The organism is Solibacillus sp. FSL W7-1324, from assembly GCF_038008025.1.
Taxonomy (GTDB): Bacteria; Bacillota; Bacilli; order Bacillales_A; family Planococcaceae; genus Solibacillus.
Genome location: NZ_JBBOYH010000001.1, coordinates 1,787,012 through 1,806,473 on the forward strand (window position 1 = coordinate 1,787,012; position 19,462 = coordinate 1,806,473).

Annotated in this window: 14 protein-coding genes and 1 pseudogene; 4 read left to right on the forward strand and 11 right to left on the reverse strand. The window is 37.9% G+C overall.

The genetic code is table 11. The annotated features are described in order from the left end of the window. Nucleotides 1-53: 53 nt before the first annotated feature. Complete coding sequence (locus tag MKY71_RS08655; protein WP_340732237.1) at nucleotides 54-857, forward strand: enoyl-CoA hydratase/isomerase family protein; 804 nt, start codon at nucleotides 54-56, stop codon at nucleotides 855-857. 204 nt (nucleotides 858-1,061) lie between these two features. On the opposite strand, the pseudogene MKY71_RS08660 reads toward MKY71_RS08655, so the two are convergent. Beyond that, nucleotides 1,062-2,425, reverse strand: a pseudogene (locus MKY71_RS08660) (FAD-binding oxidoreductase). A 159-nt stretch (nucleotides 2,426-2,584) separates the two neighbouring features. Then, nucleotides 2,585-3,385 (reverse strand): hypothetical protein, encoded by an 801-nt coding sequence (locus tag MKY71_RS08665; RefSeq protein ID WP_340732238.1) that lies wholly within the window; start codon nucleotides 3,383-3,385, stop codon nucleotides 2,585-2,587. Nucleotides 3,386-3,567: 182 nt separating this feature from the next. Between MKY71_RS08665 and MKY71_RS08670 the strand changes: the two genes are divergently transcribed. Beyond that, complete coding sequence (locus MKY71_RS08670) at nucleotides 3,568-4,731, forward strand: aminotransferase class I/II-fold pyridoxal phosphate-dependent enzyme (RefSeq protein WP_340732239.1); 1,164 nt, start codon at nucleotides 3,568-3,570, stop codon at nucleotides 4,729-4,731. A gap of 44 nt (nucleotides 4,732-4,775) precedes the next feature. On the opposite strand, the gene MKY71_RS08675 is transcribed toward MKY71_RS08670, so the two are convergent. From MKY71_RS08675 to MKY71_RS08685, 3 genes are all read right to left on the reverse strand, one after another. Beyond that, nucleotides 4,776-5,162, reverse strand: a complete 387-nt coding sequence (locus MKY71_RS08675; protein ID WP_339176468.1) for a sporulation protein — start codon at nucleotides 5,160-5,162, stop codon at nucleotides 4,776-4,778. A 106-nt stretch (nucleotides 5,163-5,268) separates the two neighbouring features. Continuing rightward, the gene (locus MKY71_RS08680; protein ID WP_339199416.1) at nucleotides 5,269-6,480 is read right to left on the reverse strand and encodes an AI-2E family transporter; all 1,212 of its coding nucleotides are present in this window, start codon (nucleotides 6,478-6,480) and stop codon (nucleotides 5,269-5,271) included. A gap of 93 nt (nucleotides 6,481-6,573) precedes the next feature. Then, nucleotides 6,574-7,512, reverse strand: coding sequence for an LCP family protein (locus MKY71_RS08685; RefSeq protein ID WP_340732240.1), 939 nt, complete (start codon nucleotides 7,510-7,512; stop codon nucleotides 6,574-6,576). Between the two features lie 272 nt (nucleotides 7,513-7,784). Here MKY71_RS08685 and msrA point away from each other — a divergent pair, with 272 nt between their 5' ends. Then, the gene (msrA, locus tag MKY71_RS08690) at nucleotides 7,785-8,306 is read left to right on the forward strand and encodes a peptide-methionine (S)-S-oxide reductase MsrA (RefSeq protein WP_339199422.1); all 522 of its coding nucleotides are present in this window, start codon (nucleotides 7,785-7,787) and stop codon (nucleotides 8,304-8,306) included. A gap of 76 nt (nucleotides 8,307-8,382) precedes the next feature. Here msrA and MKY71_RS08695 read toward each other — a convergent pair whose 3' ends face one another. The 3 genes from MKY71_RS08695 to MKY71_RS08705 form a co-directional block, all read right to left on the reverse strand. Next, complete coding sequence (locus tag MKY71_RS08695; RefSeq protein ID WP_339199424.1) at nucleotides 8,383-9,630, reverse strand: helix-turn-helix domain-containing protein; 1,248 nt, start codon at nucleotides 9,628-9,630, stop codon at nucleotides 8,383-8,385. 276 nt (nucleotides 9,631-9,906) lie between these two features. Continuing rightward, nucleotides 9,907-11,670 (reverse strand): DNA helicase RecQ, encoded by a 1,764-nt coding sequence (gene recQ / locus MKY71_RS08700; RefSeq protein WP_340732241.1) that lies wholly within the window; start codon nucleotides 11,668-11,670, stop codon nucleotides 9,907-9,909. A 742-nt stretch (nucleotides 11,671-12,412) separates the two neighbouring features. Beyond that, entirely contained in the window at nucleotides 12,413-13,594 is a 1,182-nt protein-coding gene (locus MKY71_RS08705) for an MFS transporter (protein ID WP_340732243.1), read from the reverse strand. A gap of 216 nt (nucleotides 13,595-13,810) precedes the next feature. Between MKY71_RS08705 and MKY71_RS08710 the strand changes: the two genes are divergently transcribed. After that, nucleotides 13,811-15,415: an ABC-F family ATP-binding cassette domain-containing protein gene (locus tag MKY71_RS08710; RefSeq protein ID WP_340732244.1), complete on the forward strand. Its 1,605-nt coding sequence runs from the start codon at nucleotides 13,811-13,813 to the stop codon at nucleotides 15,413-15,415. A 431-nt stretch (nucleotides 15,416-15,846) separates the two neighbouring features. On the opposite strand, the gene MKY71_RS08715 is transcribed toward MKY71_RS08710, so the two are convergent. The 3 genes from MKY71_RS08715 to MKY71_RS08725 all read right to left on the reverse strand — a co-directional run bounded on the left by MKY71_RS08715 (nucleotide 15,847) and on the right by MKY71_RS08725 (nucleotide 19,341). Further along, a complete protein-coding gene (locus MKY71_RS08715; RefSeq protein ID WP_340732245.1) occupies nucleotides 15,847-17,124 on the reverse strand; it encodes an IS110 family transposase in 1,278 nt (425 codons plus the stop codon). 134 nt (nucleotides 17,125-17,258) lie between these two features. Then, a complete protein-coding gene (locus MKY71_RS08720; RefSeq protein WP_340732246.1) occupies nucleotides 17,259-18,947 on the reverse strand; it encodes a hypothetical protein in 1,689 nt (562 codons plus the stop codon). A 193-nt stretch (nucleotides 18,948-19,140) separates the two neighbouring features. After that, nucleotides 19,141-19,341 carry a cold-shock protein gene (locus tag MKY71_RS08725; RefSeq protein ID WP_079526785.1) on the reverse strand — a complete coding sequence of 67 codons (201 nt, stop codon included), beginning with the start codon at nucleotides 19,339-19,341 and terminating at the stop codon, nucleotides 19,141-19,143. Nucleotides 19,342-19,462: the final 121 nt, after the last annotated feature.

The following is a 19,462-nucleotide window of genomic DNA, read 5'->3' on the forward strand; positions in this document are numbered from 1 at the left end:
GTATATTTTTTCGTCTATAATGACTATGTATACATAGTTAAGGGGGACCATAAATGCAAGTACGTACGACTAGACTTGAAGCGGAAGAAGCGAAAATCATTTATCAGGAAACTGCGGGGCTCGCCATCATTACAATCCACCGCCCACAACTTAAAAATGCATTGACGGCGAATATGTGGGACCAGCTTGCCAAAATTGCACTACGCACATTGGAAAATCCAAAAAATAAAGTGCTTTTATTGCGTGGTTCCGGCGAGAACTTTACAGCAGGCTCAGATATTAAAGAATTTAATTCGATTTCGCTGGAAAAAGCGGAAGAAGCCTTCGTGCATATGGAAAGAACAATTTCAACAATTGAAAACTTGCCGATTCCGGTAATTGGTGTCATTAACGGACCGGCAATGGGCGCTGGACTGGAGCTTGCCCTTGCCTGTGATATTCGCATCGGCTCGGACAAAGCGAAAATGGGGATCCCGGTCGGTAAGCTCGGTATTACATTGAATAATAAATTCGCCAAGCGTTTAGTCGATTTGGTCGGACCTTCCGCAACGAAGGATTTTGTATTCACTGGACGCATGTATAAAGCAGAAGAAGCGTTTAAAGCCGGAATGCTCAATTATTTAATTGCAGAGAAAGATTTGAACCGTTTTGCTATCCGTATGGGTAAACTTGTTGCCGGCATGTCTCCGGACTCCTTATTAGCAGTCAAACGTTCGGTTAAGGAATGTGTGGATTCAGCCCCTGCTTTATGGGAAGGTTCAACACCGTTTGTTTCCGAAAGAGACTTTTCTGAAGGTGTCCGTGCATTTGTTGAAAAACGCCAGCCGGTTTTCACAAGACAGCTTCCAAAACAATAAAAAAACTGCCTCCGATACGCGGGGGCAGTTTTTTTATAAGTGCAGCAAATTGCCAGTCCATCATTCGCTTTAATTCGAGCAGATTATACAATGTCGTTTACTGATTTTAAGGCGACGCTTGTCAATTGCTGTTGAATTTCCTGGTGACTCATTTTCGTTCGTCTCTCAAGCGCATTTTGACAAAACGCTCTATTTCAACAAATCTTAATCAGTAAAAATTTTTCCGGGGTTTAGAATATTGTTCGGATCAAATGCCCGTTTAATTTCTTTCATCCACATATAGGCAAGTCCGTGTTCTTGTTGTTGGTACTTTTTCTTACCATAACCTACACCATGTTCCCCTGTGCATGTACCCCCAAGTGACAATGCGTATTCCACGACATGTTCATTCAATTCTTTTGCCCTAGCAATCTCTTCTTTGCTGTCCATATCCACCATCAGCAATATATGATAATTCCCGTCGCCTACATGCCCGACGATTCCGGCGTCGATCTGCATGCTTTCAATTTTTTCACGGGAATTTTGAATCGCATCCGGCAATGAATTAATCGGAACGACAACATCTGTAGACATCAGTTTTTTCCCTGGCGCGGAATGAATATATGTATACGCCATATTATGACGAAGTTCCCACAAATGATTGCGTGCTCGTTCATCCTGCTCGAATGCCAGCTCGATACAGCCATTGTCGTTTAATAATTCGGTTGCAAAAACTACATCTGACTGCAAGCCTGCTTCATTCCCATGGAATTCCAAAAATAGTGTTGGCGTTTCAGGGAAATTTGTGCCCGAAGCACTGTTTACCTTTTCAATACTTTGTTTATCGACAAGTTCCATTCGGGCCATTGGAATACCGGCCTGCTTTAATGAAACAACAGCATCGACCGCCTGCTGAACTGTTTCAAATGTTGCGCGGCCTGCCACAATTCTTTCAGGGATTCCGAAAACGCGTAATGTTAATTCAGTGATGACCCCAAGTGTCCCCTCAGAACCGACCATTAAACCATTCAAATGATAGCCTGAGGACGATTTTGCGGCCAATCCCCCTGTATGAATTACATCCCCATTTACCAGTACCACTTCTAGATCACGCACTTGGTCACGCATGATGCCGTAGCGAACGGAAGTTGTTCCACTTGCATTTGTCGCTGCCATTCCACCTAATGTCGCATCGGCACCCGGATCGACTGAAAAGAATAAGCCGTACTTTTTTAATTCTTTATTCAGCTGGCTGCGCGTTACACCTGGTTGAACCTTTACAAGAAAATCCTCAGACCGTACTTCCAATACGGCATTCATAAGCGATAAGTCCAGAGAGATTCCCCCTTGATACGGGATGACATGTCCTTCCAAACTTGTCCCAAGACCAAATGGGACTACTGGAATACGCTGTTCATTTGCTAATGTTAAAATTTCGCTAACTTCCTGTGCCGTTTTCGGGTAGACAACAACATCCGGTAAATGCGGTTCATGATACGATTCATCTTTCCGTGTTGTGTACGTAACACTTCATTTGTTGTCACTTGTTCATGTGATAAAATTTCCTTTAACTGTTCAATATAATTCACTGCTTCTCCCCCTTGCTATTTTCAATGGCCTCTTGCTTGTCCAAGCACTTAATAAATAGAATATACTAAATCATCTAAAAATAGAAACTACTTATTTATTATACGATATTTCCCATATAAAAAAGCTGACATATTTACGCCAGCTTCTGTTATAGCTATTCATTTAATTCCTTTTATGTGAACATGAATCGTTTCGGGTTCAATACCGAAATGCAGGAAAAATTCCTGTGAAATTTCCTTTTGAAGTTCATATAGAAATTCCGGAACTACATAGGCAACTGGTGACTTTAAGAACAGTGCAATTGTCATTTGGGGTACGCCGTCTGTTTGCATATTGGCTATTTCGAATTTTGTCAGTTTGTCCTGCTTTTCAAGGACATGTTCCAATACATCGGTAAATACAGTACGGGAAATATAGACACTATTTTGATGAAAATCCGGCTGTACAATCGTTGTTTCTCCGAGCTTCACTTGTGAAGATGAGAAAATTTCCTTCCCCCGCTGGATAAGACGTTTGAAAAAGTTTTGTTCTACTTGGCGGTATGGAACTGGCATGACATGTTTTCCCTGAATTTCCCGCACATACTTGGCGATGCGAATTTCTTTTTCCGTACGGATATTATGGACATAATGAAATTCATCGATTTCTCCAAGCTGTAAACGGGCTGCAATCTTTTTGGTCATCTTGTCGGAGGTACCGATCAATAAAATGGAATTTACATTATGAGTGTGAATTGCCTCCAGTACTTCCGCTTTATGTAAGTCATCGTCCAAAATGGCGCGGCGCACTGCTTTTAAGGTATTTTTCTCAAATTTAGCCGATGTTCCTGCCGCTTTTTCTCCGTTTACAATTAATATCCCGTCATCCATGATGGCCTCAATGTTATTGTCATGCGCAAATTGCAAAGCACTTGTACTCTTTCCTGTACCGCTTGGCCCGCTCAACGAATAGATTTTCATCCTACACCTCTTAATAATTTATTTTTCTATGAATAATATTTTCCGGTACTTTTTATTGCTCTTCCACTACGGTTTCGTGCTTTATGTTGTGAATTAATTCTCTTTTCTGATTTCATCCCCATTATACGTGATGTGTATGATAAAATGGTGCTTACAATTGAAAGTTTTAAGGAGTGTTAAGATTGAATATCCAACCGTCTAAAAAAATGTCATTGTTTGTACCGGCAATATTTGGTGACTTAAAAAAGCATGCCAAATTGCAAGAGCAACAAGGAACGGAACTGATCGATTTAAGTCTTGGGAGCCCTGATATCGCTCCGGCAGAGAATTTGCGGCAAAAAATGTCCGAGCTTACCGCACTCTCTTCTTCTTACGGCTACACTTTAACGGGTATTCAAACATTCAATGAAGCGGTATGTCGTTATTATAAACGAGTCAACAAGGTTGAGTTAGATCCGGAAACTGAAGTTGTACAAACAATTGGCTCACAGGAAGGGTTAGTCCATCTGCCGGTAGCATTCTGTGATCCAGGAGACATCGTACTGACTACAAACCCGGCATATGTTGCGTATGATGCAGGAATTCATTTGGCTGGTGCAACGCCTTATTATATGCCATTGACAAAGGAAAATCAGTATTTGCCGGATCTGTCAGCTATTCCAGAAGAAATTCGCCAAAAAGCAAAATTACTCATTTTAAATTTGCCGGGTAACCCGGTACCGGCCATGCCATCCATTGCGTATTTTGAAGAAGTTGTGGCATTCGCGAAAAAGTATAATATTATCGTTCTGCATGATGCGGCCTATTCTGAGTTCTACTTTAAAGGAGATGCACCGATCAGCTTCCTTGCAACACCTGGTGCAAAAGAAGTCGGTCTGGAAATTAACTCGTTATCGAAAAGTTTCAGTTTGGCTGGGACTCGTATTGCCTACATAGTTGGAAATGCACAATTGGTCGGTATTATGAAACAGCTGAAGTCGAATTTGGATTTCGGTATTTTCGAACCGATTCAGCAAGTAGCTGCATTAGCATTGGATAATGCAGAAGAAGTTACAAATGTACTGAGAGAAACGTTTTCTGTCCGTCATAAAACGCTTATGGAAGGCTTAACATCAATCGGCTGGGAAGTTGCACCGAGCGATGGCGGGATGTTCGTCTGGGCAAAATATCCGTATGATATTAAATGTATCGATTTTGCTTATAAAGCAATCGAACAAGCAGGTGTTGTCATGGTACCAGGCACGGTATTTGGCACAGCTGGTGAAGGCTATATGCGTCTTGCACTCGTACAACCTGTGGAAAAGCTTCAAGAAGCTGTTAAACGACTATCATCAATCAAATTCTAAAGGAAAGGCGCTGCTGAATGTAAGTATCAGCAGCGCCTTTTTGTTTATTCAATGGCGCTATACGTAATAACACCTTGTTCTTCGATTGCTACTCCATCCAAAAATACAACAGTTGTCTGTAAGATGAGCTCCTCATCTTTTCCGCAAACCCAGCGCTCATCCGGAATGATCTCAAACGGAATGATTTCACCATCTTTTGAACGGATCCCGCCAACTAGCTGAAACGAGTGTTTTCCAAGTATCGAAAATTCGCCGTCCAATTCTTCACAAAGTACTTTTAATGAAATGTAATCGATTTGATGCTCTTCTGTATGTGCTGTCACATAAACAGAACCATTTAATATGTCACCTTCTACAAGTTCTGTCTTTTCGATAACGGTTTCAACTTTTACGCCATTTTCTTCTACTGATGTTAGCCATTTGCTTAACATGTATTCTCCTCCAGTTAAATATGTAATTGATGATCGATTTTAAAAAAGGGAGCATGTTAAAAGTTTTTCTTTTAACATACCCCATCTTTACAATTTCCTGTTTTTCTTATTTCAATTCTTCATACAGATTCGTCTCGTCTGATTGGAAACGATTGTAGCGTTGTTTAAAGAGTCGATACGTATGTGAAATGAGAACTTTAATTAAAGCATAACCAGGAATACCTAGCACGACACCTGGAACTCCAAATAAAGAGCCAGCTGTTAATAATACAAAAATAATCGTAATAGGATGGATACTTAATGATTTACCCATAATCTGCGGGGAAATAAACTTCCCTTCGATTAATTGTACAATTGTCCATACAATTGCTAACTTTACTAACAGCCAAGGTGAATTCACAATCGCAATAATTGCGGCAGGTGTTGCTGCAATGGCTGGTCCCAAATATGGAACAACACTTGTAATCATCGCCAGGAAGCCAAGCAATAGAGCATAAGGCATTCCGATAATTAAAAAGCCGATTGTCATCATAACACCAATACAAAACGATACTAAAATCTGGCCTTGTATGTAGGAGCTGATTTGCTTGTCCATATCATGCAGCACTTCTCCGATTTGCTTACGCATGCGTGGCGGGAATAGGAATAAAATGAAGCGCGGCATTTTATCGCCTTCGTATAATAAGTAAAATGTAATAAACGGTACAATGACAAGCGATAAAATGATACCTGTAACGGTTGATAGGAAACCTGTTATTCCACTAGCCACACCAGTAGCTAAACTGCCTAAAGTTACCTTGACCGTCGTTATAAAGCTGTCTGTAAAATCCGTTAAGATCTGATTGTAGTCAAAGTTGATTTTTTCAAAATACTCGCTGAAATGAGAGTTATTTAAAAATGCCAATAAATCATTCGCGAGTGCCATTAAAACTACAGGGAATTCTTGTACTAAGTTTGTAAACTGATCACGTAAAAACGGGAAAACAAGTAAGACCAGTAAAGTGATCAATGCGATTACTACTATATACAAAATCAGAATCGCCAATGCGCGCGGCACTTTCCATCTTACTAGAAGCTTCAATGGAGGGCGTAATAAGTAAAACAAGATGACTCCTAATACCCCGGGTAATATGATGACTTCGAATAATACATGTAACGGTTCGAATATAAAAGAAATTTTATCGTATACGAATACCGTACAGCCAACTAATAAGATGATCACTAATAAGAATAATAAATTTTTACCACCTAAAAATCGAATAAATTTAGAAGAGAAAAATTTAGACGTTTCCTGGGGTAATGAATTTACTTTATTCATTTCATTCTTTCTCTGCAAAAGACCACCTCAATATTTCAACAATATTTAATTTATAACTTATTTTATCATGAAAAACCTTCATACATATAATGCTTACTCGTTTAAATTTAAAAAATCATGCAAAATTTGAGAATTTTTCTCCAGATCTATTTCCAGTACTTCCCCTGCATGTCGGTACTTATTAATTTTATACGTTCCTTCAGCTGGAATTGTCATTTTTTCAACATTGATTTCCCCACCTGATACTGCTTTTAATGCAGTTGTCAGTTGGTCTTTGCTCGTTAAGTCTGTCGTGATATATCCTTGAGTCGCACCAATAAATTTAGGGATGTTTGCAATATTCTTTGGTGAAAATAACTGATCTTTTAATGCTTCAATAACCTTCTGCTGACGCGCTACACGTCCGAAATCCCCTTCAGCATCGCTACGGAAACGGGCATAGCCGAGCAGTTCTTTACCGTTCAGGTTTTGAAGGCCTTTTTTAATTTCCACATAGATTAATCCGCTCATATCTTTCTCGACATCCATTTCAATACCGTTTGGAGCCAAAATATCGATCAATGTTTCAAAGCTTTTAAAATCAATCATGGCATAATGATGGATCGGGATATCGAACATATTATTTAACGTTTCCTGAAGTAACGGTACCCCACCTAAATAATAGGCCGTATTCAGTTTATAGGATTGATAACCAGGTATGTCCGCATAAATATCACGCATAAAGGATACAAGCTTCATATCATTCGTTTTTCGGTTCCATGAAAGCACCATCATCGTATCGGAACGCGATTTTTCCTCGCCTCGAGTATCAACACCTAAAATTAAATAATTTTCTATAGTCGGATGATTATCATCTGGTTCAAAGTCTTCTACTACAATTTTATTGTCACTTGCCATTTCCTTCCCTTTATTAAACTGGACATATCCATATCCAATTACACTTAAAAGCAAAAGAAAAATGACTACGAATATTACCCGGCCTTTACGCATTTTTTTCTTTTGATAGCGGGTTTGACGTGTCTGTTCTTCCATTCCTACAACTTCCTTTCTATTTCTGTGAAGTTTAGACGATTTACATTAAATTTAGTTGCAAATTACTTATAGTATACCATTTTATGCACATTTTCTTCCTAACTAATGATATGTCCGCATATCTTTTTTCTTTATTTTTATTACGAAGCTTACTATTATATGCTATTAAAAGTTTAATAAATTGAATGTCATTCTTATCCATGTTAGAATACATCATATTTACTTTATTGAAGTAAAGTGTTGGTTTACTGGTTTATAAGGAGTGATATGAAATGGAAAAGGCAACATTTGCAGGTGGTTGTTTTTGGTGTATGGTCAAACCTTTCGATCAATGGGAAGGCATCGAAAAAGTAACAAGCGGTTATACAGGCGGCCATGTGGAAAACCCTACATATGAAGATGTAAAACGTGGAGACTCTGGTCATGTGGAAGCAGTGGAAATTGAATTTAACCCAGAGATTTTCAGCTATGAAAAGCTATTGGATATATATTGGATGCAAATTGATCCAACAGATGCTGGTGGTCAGTTCCACGATCGCGGCGAATCTTATAAGACCGTGATTTTTACGCATAACGAAGAACAATATGCGGCTGCATTGCAGTCGAAGAAAAACCTGGCGGAAAGCGGCCGATTCAAAAAGCCGATAGTAACTGAAATTAAACCGGCAGAAACTTTTTGGCCAGCAGAAGATTATCATCAGGATTATTATAAAAAAGAAGAAGCACATTATAAGGAAGACCGTGACAAATCCGGTCGTGATGAGTTTATTGACACCCACTGGAAAGAAAGTTAATCTTTCTGCATAAAAGGAACGTACCATTCGATATTTCGAGCGGTACGTTCCTTTTTTCGTAAAATTATGAACTAGACTAAATGAAGATTTCATTGAAAGCTTTGTAAATGAATTTTTTATAAATCGTCTCGGGAAAGTCCTCTACGCCATTTTTTGCGAAGATGATATCACGCTTTGCGGCAACTGCATCTTTTTCATAATACGAAGCTAATGCCCGTACAGCAAAGAACTGATAATATTTAGCTAAATCAATGGGATGGTGTAAATAGTCAGGAATGGTTAAAGCAGCACCGATTTGGAGTGCTTTCGAGTAGTTTTGTAATTTAAATTCCGCATACATTTCTTCACCGACGAAGATTGGGTTTTTAAACAAAAATAAATAATCCTGCAGTTTTGTTTTGTAATGCTCGATTTCCGGTACGATTTGGGCATATTTCTTTTCAACAATGTTCATATAGTGCAGTTTACTGTATAAATACCTGACCGAAATTGCCGGATCATCAGCAAACTCAGATAAAAGCATTAATTTTTCTATGTACTCTTTACTTTTGTTAATATTCTCATTCGCAATGGATTGAATAAACAACAAATGATAAAAGCGGTCCATCCGATAAAATATTTGCTTCTTTTTTGCCATTTCCAATGCCTTTTGTAAATAATGATCCGACATTTTAACATCATCAGCTGCCGAGTAGGAAATCGTTAAATTGTAATACAGATCAAGGATGACCATCGGATCCATCATCAATTCATATGGTTCGATCCGTTTTTCCCCTTGCTTTAATATAGCTAATGTTTCACTGTAATTGCGCTGATCGATTGCAGCCTGGCATAAATAAAAATAACAGCGAAGCATTCGGCTATACGCATGAATTTCCTCATATTGATCGATAAACTTCCAATATTCGTCGAGGGATTTCGCTTTATTGATCGTACGATTCATTAAGAAATAAACTTCTCTTAAGCGAATTTGTTCATAGTTTGTGCCTTGTATTTCCGGTAAATAAGGTTCGATTTTTTCGATTATTTTAATCGTAAGTGATTGGAGTTCTTCAGGGTCGCGGATGAGCTTTCTACGCTCTACATCTTCTTCGATTGCTGTATACAAGTTTCTGAGCATTGTCAGTGTCCCGTCATCGAGTAGATAATCGACATCGACATTTAATCTTTTCGCAATAAAACGTAGACTTTCCATTGAAGGCTGAGCTTTACCATTCTCGATTAAACTTAGCATACCTTTCGTTAAACGTTCCCCTACTAACTCGGTCTGAGTTAATTTTTTCTGTTTTCTCAGCTTTTTTATGCGTTCTCCTAGTATATTCAATATTTCACCTACACTTCTTAACTGAATATTCTTATTAAACTATGAATACAGAATTTTTACAATATCTTAACTTAAAGTTTAATGATTTAAACCGTAAAATAGTCAAAAAAGAATGTACTGCACATGGCAATACATTCCTTTAGTATAGTGAGATAGCAAATTCAATGAGTAAATTGAAATTAATCACTGAAAGTATTTTTTTAGAACATACTGGATTTTTTTTATGAAAAGTTTAATTTTGAGCTATTGTTAATACTGTAATTATTTAACATTCTATTAAGTGTTAGCAATAATCGCCTCAATAAATGTTTTACCGTATTTCTCCAATTTGCTCTCCCCTACACCGCTAACTTCTAAAAATTGTGTACTGTTTTTAGGTTTACGAACACACATATCCTTTAACGATTTATCGGAGAAAACAACAAAAGGCGGAACTTTTTCCCGATCAGCAATTTCTTTGCGTATTTTACGAAGAATTTCAAATAGAGGATCATTTGGCTCTACTGTCGATTCAATAATACGTGCTTCTTTACGCAATACCTTTTTTTGACCAAGCAGCACTTCTTTTCCTTCATCGGAAATGGATAACGTCGGGAACTGGCCATTATTTACGACGATCAGCTTTTCAGAAATTAAAAACTCGATGAAGCTGGCAATTTCTTTCGCATTCATAGCACGTAAAATACCGTAAGTGGGCAGCTTTTGGAAATTGAATTCAAGCACTTTTTTACTGCGTGACCCAGCCAATACCGAAGCAGTTAATTGTTTCCCAAATTTCTGGCCCATTCGTACGATACATGACAATACTTTCTGTGCATCAGTCGTTACATCCAGCTGAGGACGATCATCTGTACAATTCGCACATTTCCCGCAATCTTGACCTGCCTCATCACCAAAATACTCGATAATATAACTTTGAAGACAGCGCTCTGTATGACAGTAATCAATCATCGCATGCAGCTTTTGCAGTTCAAATGGAATTCGAGAACGATCTTGTGCCTGATCGATTAAAAAACGCTGTGTTTGTTCGTCGGAAGAGCTGTATAGTAATATACATTCACTATCCAGTCCATCACGTCCAGCACGTCCTGCCTCCTGATAATAACTCTCCATATTGCGTGGCATGTTGTAATGCAGCACATAGCGTACATTGGTCTTATTTATTCCCATACCAAAAGCATTTGTTGCGACCATTATTTGAACTTCATCATTTAAAAAGCGATTTTGTTCATATGTACGGTCTTCTTCAAACATACCACCATGATATTTCGCTACGGCAAAACCCGCTTTGTTAAGCATCTCATAGACCGCTTCGACGGATTTTCGAGTAGCTGCATAAATAATGCCTGCTTCATTTTCATTTGCTTTTACATATTTCTTTATATAGGCTTCTTTGTTTTCCCCAAGGAGCACCGAAAACGTTAAATTTTCACGTGCAAAACCGGTTATAAAAGTATTTTCTTTTTCAATGGAAAGAAGCTGTTGGATATCTGCACTTACCTCTTCAGTAGCAGTGGCTGTCAATGCAATAACAGTCGGTTTCTTTTTCCATAAATGCAACAGTTGCTGGATAGACCGGTAACTTGGACGGAAATCATGCCCCCACTGTGAAATACAATGTGCTTCATCAATAGCTAATAACGGCACATTTATTTGAGAAAGTTCCATACAAAATCGCTCATTTTCAAGTCTTTCCGGAGCAATGTAAAGCAATTTGATTTTACCGCTTTGTACACCATACATAACGTCTTGTACTTCTTCATAACTAAGTGAACTGTTAATGTAAGCAGCTGAAATTCCGCTCGACACAAGCATGTCTACCTGGTCTTTCATTAGCGAAATCAATGGTGAAATAACAAGTGTCGTACCTTCCATACATAAAGCTGGAATTTGATAGCAAAGGGATTTCCCTCCACCTGTCGGCATAATAACAAGGGTATCTTGGTTATTTAACACATTATCGATAATTTGGGTTTGACCAGGACGGAAAGAGTCATAACCAAAGTTTGTTTTTAAATGTTGTAATGCTAGTGAAATCATAATCCCTCCTAAATAACTTCAATTTCTCTATTATACATGCAAATAAAAGTTCGTAAAAGGGAGTTTAGTTTACATAATATAGTTATTGAATTATTTACTCTAATACATTGAATAGATTTTCAATGATATGTCCCCTTTTTCAAATAGTTTCGACATATAAAAATAGAACCCTTTCTATATCTAGAAACAATTTATTTGCATTATTTTATGATTTGGTTTATTTCTTAGTGGCTTATTTTACTATATAAATTTCTAATATATAGTGTCGGATAATATGTATAGTTTTAAAAAGGGGTTGTATAACTGTTCCAATTAGGCTGCGATTCTGTAGAGTGTTTTCTAATAAAATTCTAAAAGTTCTAATATAAATTTATTTGTTCTAATAAAAGTCGGATGTTCTAATAAATCAACGTGTTATTCAAATAAATAGACTGAATGTTCTAATAATGTAGTGGGATCTTCTAATTTCACTCCCCCATCTTCTAATAAAGCACTGAATTGTTCTAATAAAATCCAAAGTAAGTACTTCCCTATTAAATCATCAGCCAAGTGCATTGATCTGCACGATATTTTCTATTATCGAGTCAAAATGTTCAAATATCATCCTGGCTTCTTCTAATATGCCCCTCCGATTTTCTAATAAAACGTCAAACATCAATTTAGTTAACTATAATGTGATTATGTAAACTAAACCCCCCTTCATCAAAAAAAGAAGTGACTGAACGATTCAGACACTCCTCCATTATACTGATTTCTTTTGCCTTTGCATTACGATAATCGAAAGTGACATAAAAGCGAATAATATGACGATAATCCACTTCGTAACATAATGCGTACCGGTCACATCATACACAATGCCGATGATAAGTGGAACAATCGCACTCATCATAAAACCGCCCGACAATACCATGGAGCTCCATTCATTTGCTTCGGCTTTATTTTTTGCTTCATCCAAAGGAAGCATTAACCCGATCGGGAATAATCCGCTAAGTACAAAACCGAAAACTACCGCGCTCACCCAAATTGCCCAAACTTCATTGATAAAAAATACAGCCGAACCGAATAGCCCCACCATAATTAAACTATGCAGCCATATGATTCGGTTGGGGTAACGATTAATGAAAGACGGAATCAGTAAATTCCCTGCCAGCTGTACGATGGTCATCAATGTTAAGACAGAACCAGCCGTTAACAAGGCCATCCCCTGTTCCAGCGCTACGGAAGTGAGCCATGTCGTCAAACTGAAAAACAGTGACGTTTGGAAACCGAAAAATAAAAGAATCGACCAGGCTACTTTATTTTTCCATGGATTTCGCCTCTCCACGGTCTGAGAACTAATACTAGATGTACCACCTGAATCCTTCACGACAGTAAACCAGCTGATCAGCGCGATAATGGCCAATACACCCCATATTCCTAATGCAAGTGACCAATTTCCGTCGAATGTCTTATATATAATAGCCGTGAAACCGGCACTTAATGTAGCCCCGAACCCCATCGCAAAGGAATAGACACCAATGACCGGTTCCATTTTTGTCGGAAACATTTCTTTTATATAGGCATTAATAATCGGACTGATGATCGCAATCGCAAATCCTGCCAAGAAACTCGTTATAATGAGTGCACCATAATTCGAAAATACAATTCTTGCCGCCGTAGCAAGACCGATCAAGGCGATTAAAATGGTGACCGACCAGCGATACCCGTACTTTTTTTGTATCGGTACTGCCAAAGGAGCAAACAGGCCCATACAAAATACCGGGATTGAGGTCAGTAAACTCATATGGGTACTCGAAACTTGTAAAGCTTCCCTTATTGTCGATAGAATTGGACCGACAGACGTAATAGCCGGACGCAGATTGATGGAAACAAGTATAATCGAAAAAATAATGAAAACAGATTTTCCTTTTGATAATTGCTTCATATTTCGTTCCTCGTTTCTCTTTTAATAACTCCATCGTAAAACGGATGAAAATGTATGACCATTAAATGATTTTGCTTTATAAGATTCGTTTATTTCCGATGCGCTGTTATTTAATTTAAGAATAAGACATGCTATAATAGAAACATTGTGTGCAAAAGAGAATTCTCTTTTTTAAGCAATCGAAAATACAAAGAAACAATTCAAGGAGGTACTTGCATGATTCAAGTATCAGGTGTAGGTCTACGTTATGGTGACCGTAAATTATTTGACGATGTAAATATTAAATTCACTCCAGGTAACTGTTATGGTCTAATCGGAGCAAACGGTGCTGGTAAATCGACATTCTTAAAAATCTTATCTGGTGACATCGAGGCACAAGAAGGCCACGTATCAATGGGTAAAGATGAGCGTCTTTCAGTATTAAAGCAAAACCACTTCGAATACGATGAATTCAACGTATTGGATACAGTTGTAATGGGTAACAAACGTCTTTGGGAAGTAAAAGCTGAAAAAGATGCAATCTACATGAAACCTGAAATGACAGACGAAGATGGTATGCGTGCTGCTGAGCTTGAAGGCGAATTCGCTGACATGAACGGTTGGGAAGCAGAATCTGATGCTGCCACTCTTTTAAACGGACTAGGTATCGGCGATGACATGCACTACATGATGATGGCTGACTTGGAAGGTTCAGACAAAGTAAAAGTATTACTTGCGCAAGCTTTATTCGGTAAGCCGGACGTATTACTACTGGATGAGCCTACCAACCACTTGGACTTAAAAGCGATTAAATGGTTGGAAGAGTTCTTAATTAATTTTGAAAACACAGTAATCGTTGTATCCCATGACCGTCACTTCTTAAATAAAGTATGTACACATATCGCAGACTTAGACTTCGGTAAAATCAAACTTTATGTAGGTAACTACGATTTCTGGTATGAGTCTTCACAATTAGCTCAAAAGTTAATGGCTGACCAAAATGCGAAAAAAGAAGAAAAAATTAAAGAATTAAAAGACTTCATTGCTCGTTTCTCTGCAAACGCGTCGAAATCTTCTCAAGCAACTTCTCGTAAAAAAATGCTTGATAAAATCGAGCTGGATGACATTCAACCATCTAGCCGTAAATATCCATTCATCAACTTCCAAATCGGCCGTGAAATCGGTAATGACGTATTAACAGTTGATGGGTTAACAGCTTCACAAGATGGCGAAATTTTATTCAAAGATATGCGCTTCTCTATGAACAAAGAAGACAAAATTATCCTTTTAGGTTCTCCAAATGCAAAATCTGCATTAATGGACATTTTAATGGATCGTCAAAAGGCTGATGCCGGCACGTACAAATGGGGTGTTACAACATCTCAAAGCTATTTCGAAATGGATCATGACCAATACTTCGGCGGTAACGAAAAAACCCTTGTTGACTGGTTACGTCCGTATTCTCCTGAAGATGAAACAGAAAGCTTCCTACGTGGTTTCCTAGGCCGTATGTTATTCTCTGGTGAAGAAGTGAAGAAATCTCCGGCAGTATTATCCGGTGGTGAAAAAGTGCGCTGTATGCTTTCTAAAATGATGCTTTCAAACTCGAACGTATTATTATTGGATGAGCCAACAAACCACTTAGACCTTGAGTCAATCCAAGCATTGAATGAAGGCTTAATCCGCTTCAAAGGTGCGATGATCTTTACATCACATGACCACCAATTCATTCAAACAATCGCAAACCGCGTAATCGAAATCCGTGAAGACGGTTCTATTTTAGATAAACCATTAACATATGATGAGTATCTAGAGTGGAAAGATGCACAAGGTTTAAGCTAATAAACGAAAAAGAAGGAGGCAGTTATTCTGCCCTCCCTCTATAAATGTTGATGTATCAATGGCTCACGCCATTTTAGAGTGTCAAAAAAATATTCTCCCGACACGTACATCTATCTTTATTTTGTAATTATTGATTTTTTTAACAATATATCTGAAAGCTTCGCTAAAAGATGAACCATTAATTGGTAATGTTCCTCCTGATCCTGTGCTGTATATTGATGCACTTTTGGATCTCTGCGTAGCTTATGATGACGGACCCTCCCATGTCTCTAGGCGTCTGATTGCGCGTACATTCCTTCGTTCGGTCTATTCATAAGGCAGAGGCTGGCGATGCTCCTTTAGGGACTCGTTTAATTAATCACGGTCGGATGGGGTAAATAATGCCGGCTTCTCCGTGTCATCCTCTTGGTTAAACTTTTGATGAAGTACGCTTAAGCAGCTGTTTGGAGACTGGCAAAATCGTTCATCATTTGTTGTTCATTAAACATGGTTTTCTTTTTACATAAGGCATGTAAAATCTTCAGTAACTTCCCACATAACACGACGATGGACTGCTTTTTTCGAAGCGGATTGACTGTACGTGTTGTGTAGTATTCATGTAATTGTTTGAATGCTGGATTATGCAAGATTAAAGGCATCATGACTCGGAAGAGGAGGGCGCGAAGTTTTCTTCTACCTCGTTTAGAAATCCGTTTTTGTCCTTTTTGCTGACCGGAAGAGTTTTCACGCAATGTGAGTCCCGCTAGTTTAATTAATTGGCGTGGATGTGTATATTGCGTTAAAGAACCAATCTCTGATAGTAAATCGACAATCGTGACATCCCCGATTCCAGGTACCGATGCTAAATAGTCATAATCCGTCATTTGTTTGGCTAACTCTGCGAGTTGACTTGTTAAGTCGTCTAGTTGTGCTTGCATCAATTTGTGCTGGGAAAGAAGCGTGGCGATTTCGAATTTGGCCATCACTATACCTTCTGTCAGTCCGATTGAGCTTTCTGCTACCTCGACTAATTGTTTTGCCTTTGGTAGCTGTGGGCTTTTCAGACCGTCTACCTGGCGATATAAAAATAGTAACTCTTCTGGTGATTTGCCTACAATATCTGTTGGTAATGGTGTTTTTTCAAGTACCGCATACGCCATTTTCCCAAAGCTTTTAAACACTTGTGTGAATTCAGGAAAAAAGCGATCCAGCCAACGAATCATGCGATTTTGTAGGGCATTTAAGTCTTCTTGAATCTTTGAACGTAATGTCGCACCATTTCGTAACTCCGCTTCGATACCTTCGAGATGTCGTGGATAGCTGAAGCGACCATCTCGCATGAGGCGAGCAATGACAAGTGCGTCTTTTTGGTCATTTTTCGTTTGAAGATTGTCGTCCAATTCCTTGGAACGATTGACGTGCATTGGATTGACCATCACGAATGGTATTCCGTAGCTTGTCAGAAACGCCGCCAAGTTCATCCAGTAGTGTCCTGTTGGCTCAAAACCAACGAGGATTTCCTGTTTTTCATGAGTGGTTTTTAGAGCGAGTAAGCGCTCATAAAAGCCTTCAAATCCAATGCGTGACTGTGTAATAGGAAATGATTTTTGGAGCACTCGGCCTCGATCATCAATAGCGCAAGCAAAATGTTTGTGCTTCGCAATATCGATACCGATTACTAGTGTATTTTCAGAAACTTGATTAATTTTTTCATTCGTATTAAAATTCATTGTTGTAAGTCCTCTCTGTGGATGTGCGAGTCAATTTTCCGGTTGACACTCAAGCATCATACAGGAGGGCTTTTTTGTTTTCAAGTCCCCGAAAATCCTTCTAACAGGAATGCTCCTTCTTTTTATTTTGAACGTTATTCGGTAATCGTATTTTTATAAATGTCGAGTAGTTCATGCAATTGCTTTTTCTTTTTTTCATCAGCCTTTAATTGATCCAGTTTTTCTATATATTGTGTAATGGAATAACGGGAAAGGACCGGTAAATCAAACGTTTGCACAAGCAGATCAAAGAATATTTGCTGTTCATCCGACAAATAGATCGTAAGCGGGTAATCCTCAGTGAAAACATATTGTCCTTTAGTATTTCTACCGATTTGTGGTGCATAATCCGGTAAGGAAAATGATAATTCAGGTTGCGGCACCAGTGCCTCAACAATTTCCCCATCATTCATCGACCACATTTTGTCAAATTTATATTCCCATGTGAAGTTTGCAGCCATTCGGTAACGCGCTTCGGTCCAGCCTTTATTATACCGACGATTTGTATCAAGCCCGATATTTTGTTCCTTCATTCGTTTTAAAAGTAATTTATACTCTTCCTTCACTAACAAATAATCATCGATATATGCAGATAATGAAATATCCAAATTCTTCAGTAGATCATCCATATATTTTTTAAAATAAGGATTTTCCATTTGCTCTGTTAGAGACTTATCAAGCTGTTCACGTGCTTTAATACGTGCTGTTTCATCTATTTCTATATCGAAATCCTGCTTCAAATAATTAAATAATCCATAGATCTCCCCTACTTCTTCATTTGCCATTCGATAAGCAAACGATTTATTAGGAATATTTTCATCCAAGTGATAATTTTCATATTCAAACAACTGTAATGTAATACCCTTATGCTTCCGCAGCTTGCTGGGATCAAATGAAGGTATTTCATTATACTGATAATGTAACTCTCCCCCTAGTTCCCAATCTATGCTCCGCTCCGCGATTTCAAAGAATTTCAGCAAATCATTCACAACTGCCGGATTTTCATTTCCTGCAGCTGCTTCTTGCTCAATTGCATTTTGATATTGTTTGAAATTATACCTTGCCATTTCCTGAAAGTTGTTCTTTTTTTCTATCAGGTAAATCAAACGGGTTTGTTCTTCTGTTAACCGATGCCGGTTAAAATCTTCTGAAGCGAGAATAATTTCTCCAGCCTGATTTTTAGCGAAATCAAGATAATAAGTAGAAACTGTAAAAGGCAAATCTAAATCTGTCCCAGTAGAATCAATATGAATAAATTCACTTACAGCTAAATATTCCTGATAATCAAAAGATATTCCCAACTTCTTTGCATACCAGTCTTCCTGGTCGCCTTTTGGATAGATTGTACCCGAATCAAACATATTCCTTTCTAAAATTTCATGTTCTTTATTAACGAGTAAATACTCCTCGATATAGTCCTGTTTGCTAATTTCAAGCTCTTGGAACATCTTCTCAAAATATTGTTTTAATAGTGGATTTTGCATGTCATATGTAATTTGCTCATCTAAAATTTTCAGCTGTAATTGGCGCTTTTCATCACTTAACGTAGTATTTGGCTGCTGTAAATAATCGATCAGTGCATATTTAGATATCGCTTCACTTAGTGCAGAAGACTTTACCGCTTCTTTTGATTGTATATTTCCATCTCGGTAGAATTTCTCATATTGATTAATTTTTAAATATGTCTCGAATAGGGGTTTTTTATTATCTTGACTTTCCGCAAGAACGTTCACTTGTTCATCGGTTTCTTTACTTTGCTTTTTCTCATAAAACGTTGCAAACAAACCAGCTAATATTAAAATAATAATAATTCCCCATGTTAATATTCTTTTTTTCTTAATACTTAAACTATGTACTTTTCGTATTGGAATCTCAACCTTCCTTCAGTTTTCCCTAAATTATATCACTATATGTAAATATTTGTAATGCAAAAGAAAAAGCCGCGTAAATGAATACGCAGCTTCGGAATTTGTACAATTATAATTTGATTACATTAGATGCTTGTGGTCCGCGGTTGCCATCTACAACTTCGAATTCCACTTGTTGTCCTTCTTCCAATGTTTTGAAACCTTCACCTTGAATTGCAGAAAAGTGTACGAATACATCGTTTTCTCCTTCTACCTCGATGAAGCCAAAACCTTTTTCTGAGTTAAACCATTTTACTGTACCTTGTTTCATCAATAAATACCTCCAAAAATAAAAGTTAACAATTAAAAAACCAAATAAAAAAACACATATTACAAGAGTACCGATCCACTAACTCGATTACTGTTTGTAATATGTGAAGCCATTGTATTCG

Coding starts and splice junctions, on each gene's coding strand:
- MKY71_RS08655 (WP_340732237.1), top strand. CDS start 54: ATGCAAGTACGTACGACTAGACTTGAAGCGGAAGAAGCGAAAATCATT.
- MKY71_RS08665 (WP_340732238.1), bottom strand. CDS start 3,385: ATGAAAATCTATTCGTTGAGCGGGCCAAGCGGTACAGGAAAGAGTACA.
- MKY71_RS08675 (WP_339176468.1), bottom strand. CDS start 5,162: ATGTTAAGCAAATGGCTAACATCAGTAGAAGAAAATGGCGTAAAAGTT.
- MKY71_RS08680 (WP_339199416.1), bottom strand. CDS start 6,480: ATGAATAAAGTAAATTCATTACCCCAGGAAACGTCTAAATTTTTCTCT.
- MKY71_RS08685 (WP_340732240.1), bottom strand. CDS start 7,512: ATGGAAGAACAGACACGTCAAACCCGCTATCAAAAGAAAAAAATGCGT.
- msrA (WP_339199422.1), top strand. CDS start 7,785: ATGGAAAAGGCAACATTTGCAGGTGGTTGTTTTTGGTGTATGGTCAAA.
- recQ (WP_340732241.1), bottom strand. CDS start 11,670: ATGATTTCACTAGCATTACAACATTTAAAAACAAACTTTGGTTATGAC.
- MKY71_RS08705 (WP_340732243.1), bottom strand. CDS start 13,594: ATGAAGCAATTATCAAAAGGAAAATCTGTTTTCATTATTTTTTCGATT.
- MKY71_RS08710 (WP_340732244.1), top strand. CDS start 13,811: ATGATTCAAGTATCAGGTGTAGGTCTACGTTATGGTGACCGTAAATTA.
- MKY71_RS08715 (WP_340732245.1), bottom strand. CDS start 17,124: ATGAATTTTAATACGAATGAAAAAATTAATCAAGTTTCTGAAAATACA.
- MKY71_RS08725 (WP_079526785.1), bottom strand. CDS start 19,341: ATGAAACAAGGTACAGTAAAATGGTTTAACTCAGAAAAAGGTTTTGGC.